The 18,313-nt window shown below is 51.1% G+C and carries 14 protein-coding genes; 10 read left to right on the forward strand and 4 right to left on the reverse strand.

The annotated features are described in order from the left end of the window. Positions 1 to 93: 93 nt before the first annotated feature. The 7 genes from H6859_06830 (at position 94) to H6859_06860 (ending at position 10,336) form a co-directional block, all read left to right on the forward strand. Complete coding sequence (locus tag H6859_06830) at positions 94 to 999, forward strand: aspartate carbamoyltransferase catalytic subunit (protein ID USO04873.1); 906 nt, start codon at positions 94 to 96, stop codon at positions 997 to 999. A gap of 84 nt (positions 1,000 to 1,083) precedes the next feature. Next, entirely contained in the window at positions 1,084 to 1,740 is a 657-nt protein-coding gene (plsY, locus tag H6859_06835; GenBank protein ID USO04874.1) for a glycerol-3-phosphate 1-O-acyltransferase PlsY, read from the forward strand. Between the two features lie 112 nt (positions 1,741 to 1,852). Then, positions 1,853 to 2,998, forward strand: coding sequence for a DNA-protecting protein DprA (dprA, locus tag H6859_06840; protein USO04875.1), 1,146 nt, complete (start codon positions 1,853 to 1,855; stop codon positions 2,996 to 2,998). Between the two features lie 171 nt (positions 2,999 to 3,169). After that, complete coding sequence (gene topA / locus H6859_06845) at positions 3,170 to 5,737, forward strand: type I DNA topoisomerase (GenBank protein ID USO06724.1); 2,568 nt, start codon at positions 3,170 to 3,172, stop codon at positions 5,735 to 5,737. 94 nt (positions 5,738 to 5,831) lie between these two features. Then, entirely contained in the window at positions 5,832 to 8,111 is a 2,280-nt protein-coding gene (rnr, locus tag H6859_06850) for a ribonuclease R (protein ID USO04876.1), read from the forward strand. Positions 8,112 to 8,168: 57 nt separating this feature from the next. Further along, entirely contained in the window at positions 8,169 to 8,369 is a 201-nt protein-coding gene (locus H6859_06855) for a 50S ribosomal protein L33 (GenBank protein ID USO04877.1), read from the forward strand. A gap of 164 nt (positions 8,370 to 8,533) precedes the next feature. Continuing rightward, positions 8,534 to 10,336: an ABC transporter ATP-binding protein gene (locus tag H6859_06860; GenBank protein ID USO04878.1), complete on the forward strand. Its 1,803-nt coding sequence runs from the start codon at positions 8,534 to 8,536 to the stop codon at positions 10,334 to 10,336. 9 nt (positions 10,337 to 10,345) lie between these two features. Here the strand turns inward: H6859_06860 and H6859_06865 are convergent, their stop codons facing one another. The 3 genes from H6859_06865 to H6859_06875 all read right to left on the reverse strand — a co-directional run bounded on the left by H6859_06865 (position 10,346) and on the right by H6859_06875 (position 13,157). Then, positions 10,346 to 11,773, reverse strand: coding sequence for a PleD family two-component system response regulator (locus H6859_06865; protein USO04879.1), 1,428 nt, complete (start codon positions 11,771 to 11,773; stop codon positions 10,346 to 10,348). Positions 11,774 to 11,787: 14 nt separating this feature from the next. Next, the gene (locus H6859_06870) at positions 11,788 to 12,150 is read right to left on the reverse strand and encodes a response regulator (GenBank protein ID USO04880.1); all 363 of its coding nucleotides are present in this window, start codon (positions 12,148 to 12,150) and stop codon (positions 11,788 to 11,790) included. A gap of 164 nt (positions 12,151 to 12,314) precedes the next feature. After that, positions 12,315 to 13,157, reverse strand: a complete 843-nt coding sequence (locus H6859_06875) for a DUF1849 family protein (GenBank protein USO04881.1) — start codon at positions 13,155 to 13,157, stop codon at positions 12,315 to 12,317. Between the two features lie 298 nt (positions 13,158 to 13,455). On the opposite strand from H6859_06875, the gene H6859_06880 reads away from it, so the two are divergent. The 3 genes from H6859_06880 (at position 13,456) to H6859_06890 (ending at position 16,423) form a co-directional block, all read left to right on the forward strand. Then, the gene (locus tag H6859_06880; protein ID USO04882.1) at positions 13,456 to 14,214 is read left to right on the forward strand and encodes a GGDEF domain-containing protein; all 759 of its coding nucleotides are present in this window, start codon (positions 13,456 to 13,458) and stop codon (positions 14,212 to 14,214) included. A 165-nt stretch (positions 14,215 to 14,379) separates the two neighbouring features. Then, the gene (locus H6859_06885) at positions 14,380 to 15,039 is read left to right on the forward strand and encodes a hypothetical protein (protein USO04883.1); all 660 of its coding nucleotides are present in this window, start codon (positions 14,380 to 14,382) and stop codon (positions 15,037 to 15,039) included. 58 nt (positions 15,040 to 15,097) lie between these two features. After that, positions 15,098 to 16,423, forward strand: coding sequence for a LysM peptidoglycan-binding domain-containing protein (locus H6859_06890; GenBank protein ID USO04884.1), 1,326 nt, complete (start codon positions 15,098 to 15,100; stop codon positions 16,421 to 16,423). On the opposite strand, the gene aspS is transcribed toward H6859_06890, so the two are convergent. After that, positions 16,420 to 18,258, reverse strand: a complete 1,839-nt coding sequence (gene aspS, locus H6859_06895) for an aspartate--tRNA ligase (protein ID USO04885.1) — start codon at positions 18,256 to 18,258, stop codon at positions 16,420 to 16,422. The two genes, H6859_06890 and aspS, sit on opposite strands and share 4 nt — an antisense overlap. Positions 18,259 to 18,313 lie beyond the last annotated feature (55 nt).

Consider the following 18,313-nt stretch of genomic DNA (forward strand, 5'->3'; position numbering starts at 1 on the left):
CCTGAGTATAGCAAAAATTTTCCCTCTGGACATCGGATAAGGTTCTATGGTTTTGCTTTATGTGATGTGTTTTTTTCATACGGGGATACAATTATGCGCCATTTATTAGGGATTGATGAGCTGGATGCCGAGCAAATCGCTGTGTTTTTGAGCCGGGCGCAGGAATATTCCGATGCGCTTAAGTCCGGATCGTGGGATACGGAACGGCTGAAGAACAAGGTGATCCTGCATCTGTTTTTTGAAAATTCGACGCGGACGCTGACCTCATTCGAGATTGCGGCCAAGCGTCTGGGCGCGGATGTGGTGAACTGGAACCCGGAGACCAGCTCGCTGGCCAAGGGTGAAAATTTTATCGACACGGTCGACACGCTGGTGTCGATGAAGCCGGATGCGATCGTGATGCGCCATGCTGAGTTCGGCGCGCCGAAATTTGTCGCCAATCGGGCGGGATGCCCGGTGATCAATGGCGGGGATAGCTGGCGCGAGCATCCAACGCAGGCTTTATTGGATGCGCTGACGATGCGCCAGCATTTTGGCAAAATTGAAGGCTTAAAGGTTACCATCGTTGGGGATATTGCCCATAGCCGGGTCGCCTCATCGAATATGCAGCTTTTGACCAAGATGGGGGCGCAGGTCAGCATTGTCGCGCCGAAAGTTTTGATGCCCGAAAGCCTGCCGTTTAAAGAGATCAAAGCTTATGATTCTCTGGAGGACGGGCTGCCGGGGGCGGATGTGGTGATGACGCTGCGCCTGCAAAAAGAGCGCATGGACAAAGCGTTGATTTCCGATGCGGCGTATTTTAATGAATTCGGCCTGACGTTCGAGCGGCTGGAAAAGCTCTGCCCGAAGGCGATGATTATGGAGCCGGGACCGCTGGTGCGCGGGGTGCAGATGGAAGACGTGGTGGCCGAAGACCCGCAGCGCAGCCTGATTTTGCGTCAGGTCGCCAACGGCATTCCGACGCGCATGGCGGTGCTGGATATGCTGGTGGGGGAATAAAAATGAACCGCGAAGACGCAAAGACGCAAAGTTTTTTTAATGTCATCCCGAGCGTAGCCGGGTGATGACGGGTAAGAGGCTAGCATGATGTCGGAATTGGAAATATTTTTGGTACCTTATTTAATTGGTTCAATCCCTTTCGGCTTTCTTTTGGCAAAGCTGGCAGGGTATGGGGATATTCGAAAAACAGGTTCCGGAAATATCGGGGCAACCAATGTTTTAAGAACAGGAAACAAATTTCTAGCCGTTTTTACCCTTATACTTGATTCTGCAAAAGGTTATATAGCTGCATTACATTTTTATTTGATGGTTTCATTACTATTTGTCATAGATAATAAACCTGTCCCTAATACTTCTGACTTTAGTGTGGAAGATAGTCTTTTATTTGGCCTTTTCGCCATCCTCGGGCATTGTTTCCCGGTTTGGTTGAAATTCAAAGGTGGCAAGGGGGTGGCGACGACGTTCGGCGTTCTTTTCGCCGCGGTGCCGTGGACCGGGTTTATTGCCGCGGTGACTTGGGGGATTGTCGCCGGGTTTTCGCGCTATTCATCGCTTTCGGCCCTCAGCGCCGTGGCGATTTCACCGCTGGTTACATTTATCTATTACGGGCCGATGCCTGCCGCGATAACTGCGCTCATTGCTGCGCTGGTGATCTGGCGGCATAAAGACAATATCAAACGCCTGATGGCCGGAACCGAGCCGAAGATCGGACAAAAGAAAGAAGAAAAAGAGCAGGAATAAAGATTGATGTCATTGCGAGCGCAGCGAAGCAATCCATCTCTAAAGCGTGTACGGGAGATGGATTGCCGCGTCGGCCTTTCAGGCCTCCTCGCAATGACGAGAAAGAAAAACCATGCAAGAGCAAAAACTCAAAAACCACCCTTTATCCGAATCTGACAAGCTCGACTGGCTGCGGCTGTCGCGAACCGAGAATGTCGGGCCGATTACGTTTTACCGATTGATCGAACGTTTTGGATCGGCGGAAAAAGCTTTAGACGCATTGCCTGAACTTTCCAGGCGCGGTGGACGGACCAAGCCGCTCAAAGCGCCGGACCTGTCCACAATAGAAAAAGAATATGAATCCTTGCGCGAGATGGGCGGGGATATTGTCACAGCCGCCTGCCCTGCATATCCGCTTGCTTTAGGCGCTACTGACGACGCTGCGCCGGTGCTGTCCTGTTTCGGCAATATTCAGATGGCGAATAAAAATTGCATTGCGATTGTCGGGGCGCGCAACGCTTCGCTGAACGGGCGGAAATTTGCGCAAAAACTTGCTGGTGATCTGGGCAGGCTCGATCAAACAATTGTCAGCGGGCTGGCACGCGGGATTGATACGGCGGCTCATAAAGGGTCTTTGAGCACCGGGACAATTGCCGTGGTCGCAGGCGGGATTGATGTCATTTATCCGCAGGAAAATTTGGCGCTGTTTGAAGAGATTAAAGAACGCGGCCTTATTCTGGCAGAAAGCCCGCTGGGCACACAGCCTATCGCGCGGCATTTCCCCAAGCGCAATCGGATTGTTTCGGGCCTCTCGCGCGCTTGCGTTGTGATTGAAGCAACGATGCGCTCAGGCTCTCTCATCACTGCGCGCATGGCCGGGGAACAGGGGCGCGATGTGATGGCGGTGCCGGGGCATCCTTTGGACCCGCGCGCGCAAGGGTCTAATCATCTGATCCGTGAGGGGGCGACGCTGGTGCGCAATGCCGACGACGTTCTGGAGATCATTCGTAGCTTTTCGGGCAACAGTTTACGCGAGCCTTTTCACCCGCTCCCAAGTTTTACACAGCCTGCGGCCAATGACGAAGATGAGCCGGAAGATATAACGGAAAAGGCAAGAGATCGCGTGTTGGAGAATTTATCCTTTACCCCTGTTACGGTTGACGAATTGCTCCGATCCTGTCATATGACGATTCCAGTATTGCAAACCGTGCTGCTCGAACTGGATCTGGCCGGGCGCATAAAACGCGAAGCCGGCGGGCGGGTGAGTTTGTTGGATTAGAGAAATTTAAACCACGAATGGACACAAATGAACACGAATTTTTAACTGCCAAGTCACCAAGATACGAGGAAGAATAAATATAAAAAATTAATACCCCCGCGCTTTGATAATTTTAGTTTTTTATTCGTGTGAATTCGTGTTTATTCGCGGTTTATGAATTAAGGATAGTAAATTTTGACCACCAATCTTGTCATTGTAGAGTCCCCGGCGAAGGCCAAAACGATCGGGAAATATCTTGGGCCCGATTATGAGGTGCTGGCCTCGTTCGGGCATGTGCGCGATCTGGTGAATAAGGACGGTTCGGTCCTGCCGGAGGATAATTTCGCAATGAAGTGGGAGCTGGGTGAGCGCTCGGCCAAGCATGTCAATGATATCAAACGCGCGGTGAAAAATGCCGACGCCATCTGGCTTGCGCCTGACCCGGACCGGGAAGGGGAAGCCATTGCCTGGCATGTGCAGGAAATTTTGAGTGAGGAGAATCTGCTGGAAGGTAAGGCTCTTTACCGCGTGACCTTTAACGAGATTACAAAATCAGCGGTGCAGGATGCCTTTAATCATGCGCGCACTATTGACAGCCCCCTGGTGGAAGCCTATCTGGCGCGCCGGGCGCTGGATTACCTAGTTGGATTTAACCTTTCACCCGTGCTGTGGCGCAAGCTGCCGGGATCGCGCTCGGCGGGCCGTGTGCAGTCGGTGGCGCTACGCCTCATTTGCGAGCGCGAAGCAGAGATTGAGATTTTCAAAGCGCAAGAGTACTGGTCGATTGAAGCGCGGCTGCATACTCAAGATGGCGCGCCTTTTACTGCGAAGCTCACGCATCTGGCGGGCAATAAACTCGACAAGCTCGATATTGGCGATGAGGGCGCGGCGAAAGCGGCGGTCGAGCGGATTGAAAATAAGAACCTGCGCGTTCAAAAAATTGAGAAAAAGCAGGTGCGGCGCAATCCGCCCGCGCCGTTTATTACTTCATCATTGCAGATGGAAGCCTCGCGCAAATTGGGGATGAGCGCTTCGCAAACAATGCGCTGCGCGCAGAGCCTGTATGAAGCCGGGTTTATTACTTATATGCGTACGGACGGCACGACACTGTCGAATGAGGCGGTTGCGCAAGCCCGCGACGTGATTAAAAGCGAATATGGCGCACCGTATTTGCCGGATGCGCCGCGGCTGTATAAATCCAAAGCTAAAAATGCGCAAGAAGCGCACGAGGCGATTCGCCCGACGGATCTTTCGAAAATTCCCGGTAAATCCGGCAGCCCTATGGGAGACGAAAAAGAACGCCGTTTGTATGAGTTGATCTGGAAACGCACAATGGCTTCGCAGATGGAAAATGCGGTGATGGACCAGATGAAGGTCGATATTTCGGACGGCACGGATGATGCGATTTTGCGAGCCAATGGCTCGGTCGTCACCTTTGACGGTTTCCTGACACTGTATCAGGAAAGCACGGAAACAGAAGATAAAGATTCTGATGACGACAAAGGCGATGACAAAGATAGACGCCTGCCGCCTATGAATGAGGGAGAGACTTCGAAGCTGGTCGATGTGATGCCTAATCAACACTTCACGCAACCGCCGCCGCGCTATTCCGAAGCCTCGCTGGTTAAAGCGATGGAAGAAATGGGGATTGGCCGTCCGTCAACCTATGCCTCGATCATGCAGGTGCTGCGCGATCGTAACTATGTTGAGATGCAATCGCGGCGCTTTGTTCCACAAGACCGGGGCCGCGTGGTTACGACATTCCTGACCAATTTCTTTACTAAATATGTTGATTATGATTTTACCGCCAATCTGGAAGAAGAGCTGGATGCGATTGCCGGCGGGCATGTGGACTGGAAAGAGGCCTTGCGTCTGTTCTGGATCGATTTCAAGGCCGCCGTTGATGAGACTAAAGAGCTGACGATTACGAATGTGATTGACCATCTGGACGGAGAATTGGGGCCGCACTTCTTTCCTGAAGGTGATAAAAGCCGCAAATGTCAGGCCTGTGGTGATGGACGTTTAGGCTTAAAGCTCGGGAAGTTCGGCGCGTTTATCGGGTGTTCAAATTATCCGGAATGTAAGTTTACCAAGCCTTTGGTCGTGCCGGATGGCGAAGAAGACGGTGAGCTGGCCGCGCTGGCGAATGAGCCGAAAGAGTTAGGGACAGAGCCGGGCACGGGCCGCACTGTATCCTTACGCCGCGGGCCATATGGCCCGTATGTGCAGATCGACCCGGCCCCTGAAGAAGCGGTGGATTACACGGAATATGATGCTGCGATAAAGGTTTGGGAAGAGGCTAAAAAGGTCACGAAGGAAGAGGGTAAGAAAGCGCCGAAAAAACCGACCAAGCCGAAAGCGCCGAAACCGAAGCGTCAGGGGCTGCCGAAAGGGCTGGCGGTTGGCGATGTGACGCTAGAAGCGGCATTGTCTCTATTAGCATTACCTCGTGATGTCGGCGAGCACCCGGAAACCGGTAAAATGATCAAGGCTGGAATTGGACGTTTTGGCCCGTTTGTGCAGCATGACGGAAAATTTGCCTCAATCCCGAAGGATGAGGATGTGATGACCATCGGCATGAACCGCGCAGTTGATCTGATCGCCCAAAAGCTGGAACGTGATGCAGCCAAGGACGCGGCAAAAGCGGCGAAAGCCGCCGGAGACGAAGACAAAAAGAAAGCGCCGGCTGAGAAGAAAAAGAAAGCGGCTAAGAAAAAACCTGCGAAGAAAAAAACAGCTGCGAAAAAGAAAAGCGCTTAATTTTCTAGCCACAGATGGACACAGATATACACGGATTATTCTTTGATGTTCAAACATCTGTGGGCATCCGTGTTTATCTGTGGTTTTTTAAAATATGGAATTAAATCAATCAGACATTCTTGAGTTTATTGAAAACTCCCCTTCCCCGTTAACGAAGCGGGAAATTGCGCGCGCATTTAATGTCAAAGGCGGGGAAAACCGCATTACTCTCAAACAAATCCTCAAAACTCTGGAGGCCGAGGGCGCGGTTGCCAAACATCCAGGCGGAGCTTATAGCGTGCCTGACGGCCTGCCGAGTGTTTGCGTCTTGCACGTGTATGAGATCGACGTTGACGGTGATGTGTTTGCGCGGCCTCAGAGCTGGAACGCGGAGCTGCAAGGCGAATGTCCGCGTATTGAGCTGCGCCCCGGAGGCAAGGGGCATCCGGCGGCGAAAGAGGGCGACCGGGTGCTGGCGCGGCTTAAACGCATTGGCGACAATCTGTATGAAGCGCATACAATTAAGACGCTGGACAGCTATGAGGGGCGCGTATTAGGTCAGGTGCGTTATCACAAGCACGGTCCGGCGCTGGTGCCGACGGATAAAAAGGCAAAGTACGATTTTGATATCAAGCCCGGCGATTTGAACGGCGCGCAGGAAGGCGATCTGGTGATTGGTGAAATCCTGCCCGCCCGGGGGGCGCGCCGGAAGAAGGTCAAGATCGTTGAGGTGGTTGGCAAGCAGAGCGATCCGAAAGCAATCAGCATCATTTCCCTGCATGAGGCGGGCTTGCGCGAAGACTGGCCGGAAGCGGTTTTAAAGGATGCGGAAGGTCTTAAGGTTCCTGATCTTAAGGGCCGCGAGGATTTGCGGGATATTCCACTGGTCACCATTGACGGAAGCGATGCGCGGGATTTTGACGATGCGGTTTTTGCGGAGCCTCTTGAGGATGGCGGGTTTCATCTGATCGTAGCGATTGCGGATGTGGCCTATTACGTGCGTGCGGGAAGCGCACTGGACACAGAAGCCCAGCGGCGGGGCAATTCAACCTATTTCCCCGACCGGGTGGTGCCGATGCTGCCTGAGGCTTTGTCGAATGATCTGTGCTCTTTACGTCCGCATGAGCCGCGGGCCTGTATGGCCGTACATATGTGGATCGATGCGCATGGTCAGCTCAAGAAGTATAAATTCGTGCGGGGCCTGATGCGCTCAGCGGCGCGGCTAGTGTACGAACAGGTGCAGGCAGCGCAAGACGGGGTGGTTGATGATATGACCGGTCCGCTTATGAACACCGCGATCAAACCACTGTATGAGGCTTATGCCATTCTTGATAAAGCGCGGCAAAAGCGCGGGGCGCTGGATCTTGATTTGCCGGAAAAGCAAATTCTGATTAATGACAAGAACGAGATGACGGGCGTAAAGATCCGTGACCGGCTCGAGGCGCATAAGATGATCGAGGAATTTATGATTCTGGCCAATGTGGCGGCGGCCAGCGCTCTGGAGGATAAGAAAGACCCGAAGCGTTTCCCGTGCGTTTACCGCATTCATGACCAGCCCAGTGCGGACAAGCTTGATAGCGTACGGGAGTTTCTGGAAAGCTTTGATCTGTCTTTGCCCAAGGGACAAGTGACGCGGCCCGCGCAGATTAACGGCATTTTGAAGCGAGCGGAAAAACTGCCCTACTCGCATTTGATCTCGACGGTGCTTTTGCGTTCACAAGCTCAGGCTGTCTATCATCCGTGTAATATCGGACATTTCGGGCTGGCGCTTCACAAATATGCGCATTTTACCTCACCCATCCGGCGTTATGCCGACCTTCTGGTGCATCGTAGCCTGATCAGTGCCTATGGGCTTGGGCCGGGCGGGATTAGCGAAGAGGAAATTGCGCGCATTGATGAGCTGGCCGATCATATCTCCACGACAGAGCGCAATTCTATGATGGCCGAACGCAGTGCTATAGACCGGTTCACGGCGGCGTATTTGTCGGAGCAGATCGGGGCTGAATTTTCGGGGAAGATCAGCGGGGTGACACGGTTTGGGCTGTTCGTCACACTGGATGAAAGCGGCGCGGACGGGCTGGTGCCGATGAAATCGCTTAAAAATGATTTTTATATCCATGATGAGGCTCAGCATGCGCTTATCGGGCGGCGCTCAGGGCAGGTATATCGGCTGGGAGCCGCTGTCAGTGCGCGCTTAAAAGAAGCGGATGGGCTAACAGGTTCAACGGTTCTGGAGCTGTGCGGTGAAAGCATGAATGGCGCAGATATTCCCGGCGTCACGTTCAAGTCAAAAACCGGCGGACTGGGGCGCAAACCGCCGTCCAAAGGGCGTGGCCCCAGAGGAAAAAAGTCGAAAGCTTTCAAAAAAGGAAAAAAGGACAAGCGTAATGCTTGACATTTCGGGCAATTTTACGCATAAACGCCTCTCGAATAAGAATTTAGGAGATGAGTGATGGCAAAAGCCGGCTACGTCAAAGTGAGATTGGAAAGCGAAGCAGGAACGGGATACCGTTATTATGCAAAACGCTCAACGCGCGCAGAGTACAAAATTCGTAAGAAAAAATATGACCCGTGGGCTCTGAATGAAGAGACAGGGAAAAAGGGTATGCACGTATTTTTTGTTGAGAAAAAGCTGCCGCCGCATAAGAAATAAAGAGCTGTTTTTTAAGATTTTTTGAAAAGCGCCTTTATGGCGCTTTTTTGTTTTTGGGTTTAATGCGTCATTGCGAACCTGCGTAGCAGGTGAAGCAATCCATACAAATTTGGATTGCCGCGTCGGAACTTCGTTCCTCCTCGCAATGACAAGGAAAGATGAAAATGGTTTTAAAAAAAGCCAATAAATACAGACTGGATTACACGCCGGATACCAATATTCCGGCGCGGTTGCCGGGCTATGTCTGGATGGTCGTGCGGCGTAACCCGGTGATGTGGGCAGTATTTATCCTGATGGACATCATCCATGGGGTCCGCTATCCGATTGCCTATTTGCTGGTTGGCTTGATCATCGACATGATTACAGAACTGCCTGCTGGCAGCGCCCTGCCTGATGCTGTCTGGCTGTATACAGCGGCCTTGTTTGCTGTGCTGTTTATCGGCGAGCTGACACATGCCATCCCGCATTATTTTGCGTTCGACTGGTGGAAACGCGCCCGCGCGGAGCTGCGCAGTGATTTATTTGCGTATACTTTACAGCATTCATATACTTTCTTTCAGGACCATTTTGCAGGATCGCTGGCGCGGAAAGTCTCGGAAGGGATAGAGAAAGCTTTGAATTTGCAAGAGCAAATCCGCTGGCAAATTCTACTGCCAGTGGTCAGCATGGGGACCTCTGGCCTTGTTTTGCTAAAAGTTTCTCCGCTTTATGGCGCGCTGGTCGTTGCGTTTTTATTTATTTTGCTGCTACCGGTATTCCTAAAACTCGGAAAATTGCGAGAGAAGTCCCGTATCTTTGCCGATAGCTGCTCGGATGTTTCCGGACAGATCGTTGACAGCCTGACCAATATGGCCTCTGTCAAATCCTATGCCCACGAGGCGCGGGAACTGGAAGAACACACCCGCGTGAGTGAGACGCAGATGAAGGCGTGGCATAAGATGCTGCGTGCGTTCTTGCTGCTGGATAATTACCGGCGGATGAGTCTGGTTGTCTTTGGCAGCGGAATGATGGTTGCTTGCGTTCTTGGCTGGCAGAAGGGGCTGATCACGCTGGGCGATATTGCAACCATTATGGGCCTGAGTTTTAACTTTACCGCCAATGCGTGGAACTTAAGCTTTGGGATTATTCATGTGATGGAATCGCTGGGTTATCTCAACGATTCTTTGAAGACGTTGATCAAGCCGCACAGCGTCAGTGATGCGCCAGATGCGCCTGCGTTGTGTGTCGAACAAGGCGCAATCGAATTTCGCCATGTTCATTTCGAATATGAGAATAAGGCCGTATTTACCGATCTCAATCTTCAGATTAAAGCTGGGCAGCGCGTTGGGCTGGTCGGGCATTCCGGCGCAGGGAAAAGTACGCTGATCAATTTGATCCAGCGTTTTTACGATATTCAAAGCGGTGAAATCCTGATTGATGGGCAGAATATTGCCCGCGTCACGCAAAGTTCGTTGCGCCGGAATATCGCTGTTATTCCGCAGGATACATCGCTGTTTCACCGCAGCATCATGGATAATATCCGCTATGGACGGCTGGATGCCAGTGATGAAGAGGTTTTAGAGGCAGCGAAGAAAGCCCATGCGCATGGTTTTATTGAAGAACTGCCGGAGGGGTTTGAAACCCATGTCGGGGAGCGCGGCGTCAAGCTATCGGGCGGCCAGCGCCAACGCATTGCGATTGCACGGGCGATTTTGAAAGATGCGCCGATCTTAATTCTGGATGAGGCCACGTCCGCTCTGGATAGTGAAAGCGAACAGGAAATTCAGGCGGCGCTACAAAATCTGATGGCGGATAAAACTGTGATCGCGATTGCCCACCGGCTTTCGACAATCCAGAATCTTGATCGGCTTTTGGTCATGAAAGAAGGCCGGATTATCGAAGACGGCGCGCATGGAGCATTGCTGGCCGGCGGCGGAGTTTATCAGAAGCTCTGGGCGATGCAATCGGGCGGGTTTTTGCCGGAGTAGCAATGGTGGCTATGTGATCGTCTTACGCTCTTCGCTTTCGTGCTCTTCGGGGATCAGCTTGCCCTTGCCCTCAAACACGACGCAGTTACGCCCGCCTTCCTTGGCTTCGTAAAGCGCTTTATCGGCACGTTCCAGTACTTCTTCAACCGTGTGTTTTTCAAAATCGACAATCGTGCCGCCGATTGAGGTGGTAATATTGATCGGGCCACTTTCGAGGCCAACGTCAAAAGGTTCGTCAGCAATGGAGCGGCGCAGCCGTTCGGCCACTATATAGGTACGGCGCTCTGAAATATCCGGCAAAATGGCAACAAACTCTTCACCGCCCAGCCGTGCGACGAGATCAAAACTCCGCAAGTTATCCTGAATGCGTTTGGCAAAAATCTTGAGCGTCTCATCGCCGGCCTTATGGCCGTATGTGTCATTCACCGGTTTGAAATGGTCAATATCGAGCATCAAAACGGCCAGTGATTTTTTACTGTCCTTGTTTTTTTCAAGCAGCTTATCGAGATGAACTTCCAGATAGCGACGATTATACAGACCGGTCAAGCTGTCGGTCAGAGCCATAGAAAGGCTGATTTCGTAAGTCGCACGCAGGCGTTCCTGGAAACGTTTGCGCCGAATTTGTGTGCGTACACGCGCCAACAGTTCGGAACGTTCAACCGGACGCAAGATATAGTCATGCGCGCCTATTTCCAGCCCGTGAGCAATGCGCTCCATATCCTCGTCGCCACCAACCATCAAAAGCGGCACTGCGCGAGTGCGTTCGTTCGACTTTAAGTGGGAGCATAGCCGCAAGCCATCTTCATTTTTAAGATTCAGGCTGATGATCACCAAATCAAAATCATGGGCAGAGATCATCTCTATGGCTTGTGCGCCGCTTTGTACACCGCGACTTGTGTTGCTGTCTTTCTCAAGTGTTTCGGACATTTTTTGCAGATCGAAATCTTTGTCCTCAATGATCAGTATATTTGCTTTTTCCGGACATTCACTCATCGCGTTGGTGGTTTCATCCATCACGCCGAGCTGATTGGCCGTATTTTCACGAATGCGCCATTCATCGGTAGACATTTTTAACCGAACAAGCGAGCGTACGCGCGCCATAAGAGCGGTATCGTTAATGGGTTTACTCAAGAAATCATCAGCGCCGGCTTCCAAGCCGCGGACTTTGTCGTGCACATCGGTAAGCGCCGTCACCATCACGACGGGAATATGCGCACTGGCTGAGTTTTGCTTTATTTTGGTGCAAACCTCAAAGCCGTCCATACCCGGCATCATAACGTCAAGCAGAACTAAATCGGGGCTTTCCTCCGCCACTTTACGCAGAGCTTCCTCGCCGTTCATGGCTGTGAGAACTTCGTAATATTCGCTCGTCAGTTTTGCTTCCAAAAGCTTGACGTTCGGCAAAATATCATCAACCACCAACACACGTGCGGACATTGCTTCCCCTGTTTTTATAAATAGCTTTGTATGACTTCAATGAAATTTCCAACCGATATTGGCTTTGAAATATAATCTTCACAGCCACCTTCACGGATTTTTTGTTCATCGCCTTTCATGGCAAACGCGGTGACGGCGATTACCGGAATATCTTTAAGCTCGTCATCGCTTTTTAACTGCTTTGTCACTTCCAAACCGGAAATTTCCGGTAACTGTATGTCCATAAGGATCAGATCCGGCTTGTGCTTACGTGCAAGGGCCAAAACATCATGTCCATCACTGGTTTTGAGTGTTTCTATGTCATGCGCCTCGAGAAGATCCTGAAAGAGCTTCATATTCAGCTCGTTATCTTCAACGATTAAAACTTGTTTACTCATTGTTTTTTTGCCCTTATACCCCGATCGGCAAGGCGATGCGGGTGCCCTATATTCAAGAATAGAAGTTCTTTGTTTCCAAAGTATTAATTTAAAGATTAATATTATTATCTGCTTATGGATTCTATCGGTTTTTAGTGTGTTTGAGAAGCCGCTTTGTTTCTTGCCTAGTCGTTGAATTTAGTGTGCCTGCAGGTGTCAGTTACAGGCTCCACCGCTACGAGGGTCTGTGAGACGGTAAAATCATCATATTCGATAAGCATATCGCTAATCAGACTGTTTTCATGGAATACCAAATTCATTTCATAATCGGATATTTCCTCCTGATCCTGAAGCGGGAAAAAGGCCAAACGCACGTCATGTGCAGGAGAACCCAGCAGGGTTTTATCGATCGCCGGAAATTCGTCTCCTAATTGACTGGGCGCTGCGGACTTCCCGATAAAGGCTGTTACACTTACCGGACCGTCCTCGTCACTGCCGTCAAATATCGTGGCCGTATAGAATTTTGCACCTTCACGAATTTTCTGCGCCAAACCCATGCTGTGGGCTATTGGGAACACTGTGCCTGTCGGCAGCTTGAATTCCAGATTCTCCGGCATGGTAAAGACCGCATTGCCCATGCCATCTTCCTTCACTTCAGCGCTTCCGCGAATTTCTTCAAAAATATTGCCATCGCGCTTGCGCTGCGAGGTAAAATTCAAGCTTGCGCCATCATAGGGTTCATAGGTTGAAAAATTGCTGGTAATGCGCATCGGTGCGCTATCAGCATATTCATAAAGGAGATTAAAACGGTGGTTGGTGGTCCAGGCATCGCAGGATGGCTGCCATTCATAAAACATTTGACCAGAGATGTTGAGAATTTGCGAACCGCTACGCACCCCTGCCAGTTTAATATCGTACAGTGCCTTGTGCGGCTGAAAACCTAAGGCTTGCGCCTTATCCTGGATTTCAGTCGCGTGGGCAGACGTGGAAACAATCAGAAATGTGAATATCAGGGACAATATGCGCATGGGGAAGCTTTCTTGACAGTGCAGCGCAATCATAGCAAAGGGATGCGTATGGGCAAAGAGCTAATCATGCGTGATACAGGCACTTTTTGCGCGGCAAACTCTACCCTATGACAGGCGGAAAAATAATCCATTTTTTACAGAATCTTATTATCCGGTGCTTTTCCTCAAAACAGACCTTAACGCAAGCAATTGATTTAAAACAAATTTAGCAGAAACAAAACTGGCACAAGATTCGCAACCATAAGATTTATATGACATTTGCGGTTTTATTGACCCAACACGGCAGAAGGAGAGCTTGATGGCTTCGGATATGATCCAGAATGAATATGTGCAGCGCGATAAAGTGCCCGCCGGTAAAGCTAACCGGCTTGAGCTTACGCGCGAGCAATCGTTTTTGGATGGTCAACACGACATATTCGATATTTTGGCCTCTCATCAGAATAGCAAAGAGTTGTTAAACCAAAATTTGAGTGAAACTGCTCATTTTCTGGAACTCACAAAACATGTGCTGCGCAGTGCCGAGCAAAAGATTTCCGAGCAAGACCGAAGCTTACAGGCGTTGCAAAGCTTGAATGAACGTGATCAACTCAGCGGGCTTTTGAACCGCAAAGGCTTTTCGGTTCTGCTGGCCCGCGAAGTCGCCCGTACAAATCGCGGGCATAGCGTCGGCGGGCTGTTGGTCATGTTTAATCTGGAGAATTTGCAAAAAATACGCAGTATGCACGGTATGCATACGGCGGATCTGGCGGTGAGACTCATCGCCAGTGCGCTAGAAAGTGAAATTCGTGACATGGATCTGGCGGCGCGAACGGAAGATGATGAGTTCATCCTGCTTTTTACAGATACGACAATGAGTCAGGCCCTGAGCCGTTTACAAAATATGGCCCTGCGACTTAATCGGCTTTCACTGATTTGGGATGAGGCTGAAATTCGTTTAAGCCTTAGCCTCGGCCTCAAAAGTTATGAGAAAGGCGCACGTGCCGATGCCATTTTTGAAGGCGCCAGCGACGACCTTCACCGTAATCGAAAATATTCAGCGGAGGTTAAACGTGCGTAACTATTTTTGAATTTTCAATGCCTGCAGCTCCTCCCCCAACCGTGAACCCTAAAATGCAGGCAACACCCCCAAAGCCCGGCTCTGTACCCCTTAAAATGAGCCGGGCTTTTCCTTTTTTGACAAAAAGCCCGCAAATCAGGTATTTTACAAAAATCAAAATAAAGAATGGAGATCGATTTGGATAATCCTGACGCCTTTGCTACGAGTCCCGTGCATGTCGGACTTGCGAACAAAATTAGCGTTCGCGATTTTCACTTTACGCTGCAACAAATCCTCCTGATGGGCGATGTGGGCGGCTTGTCACGTGCGAGCTTTTCCCTGCCGCTTAATATTCTTACCTGTGAAGAGCTTGAAGAGAAATTCAGAAAAATCAGAGAGGCCAGGGACCGGGCGCTCAAGGCGCTGGCGCAGATGTCTTTTGAACTGGGACAGGATATTATCCGTGTGCAGAACGACATCGCCGAAAGTCTGCGCGTGATTGACAAGAAAATGAACGCTCTGGAAAGCGGTGATCCCGGAGCCGTACACCTGCGCAAGGACCGAAAAGCCTTACAAGAAGCACAACAGAATATTGAAACTATTGATGACAGGCGCATCCAGGCCACAGAACCTGAACAGATTGAAAACGCAAGAGTCAGCCTGAAAAATCTCGTAGAAAGTATTCGCCGCTCTCTGGAGCGCCATGAACAAGATATCCCGTTTAACTTCAAGGCGGATGAAGCGCGCCGTCAACCGGCAGAGGAACCGGCCTTCGAAATTCAGGACGAAGAGTCGAAACCCGCTCCCAATCAGCCCTCCTCCGGAGACGAGACCGTCCCCCCTTAAATTAACATATTTTTAACACACCCTCTTTAGAATAAAGAAAAACAAAAAAGGGTGTGTTATGGCCGAAGGAAAACCTGAACATCAAATACATGAAATTGTCTGGGGCGATACGTTATCAGAGTTGGCCGACAGGTTTGGCACAACTGTTGACGAATTGGTTGAACTCAACGAGATAAAAAACCCTGATTATATTCGTGCAGGTGATACGCTGAAATTGCCGGAGGTTGAGCCGGAGCCGGAGCAAACAGCAGCGCCTGAAGCGTCCGCTTCTTCTGAGGAACAGTTTGTCGAACCTCCTGTTGTTGAGACTGTCGAAATCTCGGCTGCTGCGAAGCCGCCAGTTGAGCAGTCCGCATCTGCTGCGGCATTGACAAACGGTTTTAACGGTGAATCCGGTGCCAAAGCGGAAATGGGTACCTCTTCAGAACGGCAAACTTCCTCTTCTCCCGCTTCCGCAGGTGATGCGTTTTCGAACGCCGCTGAGGGTGAGAAAAACTGGGCTATTCGTTACGGCGCAGAGCCTTTTGATGCTCATGTTTTCACCAAGATCAACAGATTGGTTGGATCCGAGACTCTTGATAAGCTTAATGACGTTGGAAACGACATTTTTCACGGTGGCTTCGCCGCTTTTGGTAATCATCTCTACATGGAATTTGGGACATTGAACGACGATGGTGAATTTGAAGTTCAAAGAAGAATTCACAGCTTTACTATTGCCGACGATGGCGAGGGCAACAAGATCATCGCCACAGAGAATGATGGAACGCTTTTTACTCTTGCTTCAGGTGGGATTATTCCTTTCCATGAAGATCCGATCTATGTCATGGACCATCACAAAACAAAAGCCGGTCAGCTACAAAGCGCTGACGATGATTTTCTGTTTGGGGAAGGCGCAACCAAAATCGTTGCGCAAAACCTGACAAAACGCGAAGCCATGGGGATTTATAATGTCGCGCTGAAAGGCGGAACCGACTACAACGACAGAAACATTCCTGTTGATGGTGCAAATGTTAATGGCAATACCATGCATGCAGGGCTGAGGTCCTTGGTTGAAGCGGCAGCACAAACTCTTGGCCCTGAGAAAATGCTCGATTTTAATTTTGACCCCTCGGGATGGGATGCGGGGCTATCTTATTATAATGATCTCGTCGAAGAAGGGCAGAAGCCGTCTGAAAATATGCAGATTCCTCAACATACGCTGAGCGAATATTCAACCCTGCAAGAACTCGAACAGGAAATTGTTGCAAACGAACAAAAACTGGCTGCGCAGTGGCAACCATCCAGAGACCTAGCGGTCAATGTCAACTTGACAGGAAAGCCTGACGAAAAACCGGAACTCATCCCGCAGCATATTAAAGATTTTGATCCCGGGCCGATGGCTTAGGCCGCTTTGTCGTCTGCTTCGACGGCCTTTTTCGGCAAGGCCAGTTTCAGATGTAAGTCTTTGAGCTGGGCCTCATCAACCGGAGATGGCGCGGCCATCATCTGGTCTTCATACTGACCGTTCATCACAAACGCATAAACTTCGCGCAGGTTCGGTTCATCGGCCAGCAGCATGACAATGCGATCGAGGCCAAAGGCCAGCCCGCCGTGTGGCGGCGCGCCGTAGCGCATGGCGCCGAGCATCCCGCCGAATTTGGCTTCGAGGAAGGCGCGGTCGTACCCGGCGAGGCCGAAGGCTTTTTCCATGATCTCGGGGCTGTGGTTGCGGATCGCGCCGGAGGCCAGTTCGAAGCCGTTGCACACACAGTCATACTGATAGGCCAGAATGTCCTGCGGGTCCTGCGTATTGAGCGCTTTTAAGCCCCCTTGCGGCATGGAGAACGGGTTGTGCGAGAATTCAATTTTGGCGGTGTGTTCGTCAAGTTCATACATCGGGAAATCGACGATCCAGCAGAATTTATAAACGCCTTGTTCTCGTGCGGCGGCGTGACCTTCGGGCAGAGCATCGCAAATCGCATCGCGCGCGGCGCCGGCGAATTTGGCCGCCGGGCCTTCGAGGTTGCAGACAAAGAATATGGCATCGCCATCTTCCAGCCCGGCAATTTTGCGCAGCTCATCCTGTGCGGCAGCGGGGATGAATTTGGCGATCGGGCCCTTACCCTCTATGGGGCCCTCTCCGGCTTCAAACAGGACATAACCGAGGCCCGGTGCGCCCTGGCCCTGCGCCCAGCTATTGAGCTTGTCAAAGAAGCTGCGCGGCTGGTCGGCGACTTTGGGGGCGCGGATGGCGCGGACAACGCCGCCTTTTGCAATCGTGCCTTTGAAGGCTTTAAACTCAACGTCATCGCGGGCGAAGACTTCGGTGACATCGACAATTTCGAGCGGGTTGCGCAGGTCGGGCTTATCGGTGCCGTATTTGAGCATGGCTTCTTTATACGGCAAAGAGGGAAGCCACTGGACTTTACGTTTCTCACCAGTGAAATCAGCGAATTCCTCGAACACGCCTTCGATCACAGGCTGGATGGCACCATGAACGTCATCTTGCGTAACAAAGCTCATTTCCACGTCAAGCTGGTAAAATTCGGCCAGACGGTCGGCGCGGCCATCTTCATCACGGAAACATGGGGCGATCTGGAAATATTTATCAAAGCCGCTCATCATGAGAAGCTGTTTGAACTGCTGCGGGGCTTGCGGCAAGGCGTAGAATTTCCCCGGATGCAAGCGTGAGGGGACGAGATAGTCGCGCGCGCCTTCGGGGCTGGAGGCGGTCAGGATGGGGGTTTGGAATTCCTGAAAGCCTTGATCCCACATCCGTTTGCGCATAGAGGCGGTTACGGCGTTGCGCAGGCGAATATTCTTTTGCATTTTCTCGCGGCGCAAATCGATATAGCGGTAGCGCAGGCGGATATCCTCACCGGCCCCATCGTCTTCGTGAACCTGAAACGGCAGCACATCTGCCGCGCTTTGCAACTCCGCCTTTTCAATGCGAATTTCAATTTCACCGGTGGGCATTTTCGAATTAATGGTCTCTTGCGTACGGGCGGCGACTGCCCCTTCGATGGTGATAACGCTTTCAACGCGCCATTTTTCAAGCTCAGCCATCAGGGGCGAGCCTTCCTCTACTACGCATTGCGTAATGCCGTAAGTGTCGCGCAGGATGATAAATAAAACCCCGCCTAAGTCATAGATACGGTGAATCCAGCCGGAAAGCCTAACCGTTTCGCCGACACTGGTTTTGCGCAAAGCCGCGCAGGTGTGTGTTCTGTATTGGTGCATAATTGTCTTAATCCTTTAATTCCCAGCCGTTTTTTAACCTTACAATGCCGAAGAC

It is taken from the genome of Rhodospirillales bacterium, assembly GCA_023898785.1.
GTDB lineage: Bacteria > Pseudomonadota > Alphaproteobacteria > Micavibrionales > Micavibrionaceae > TMED27.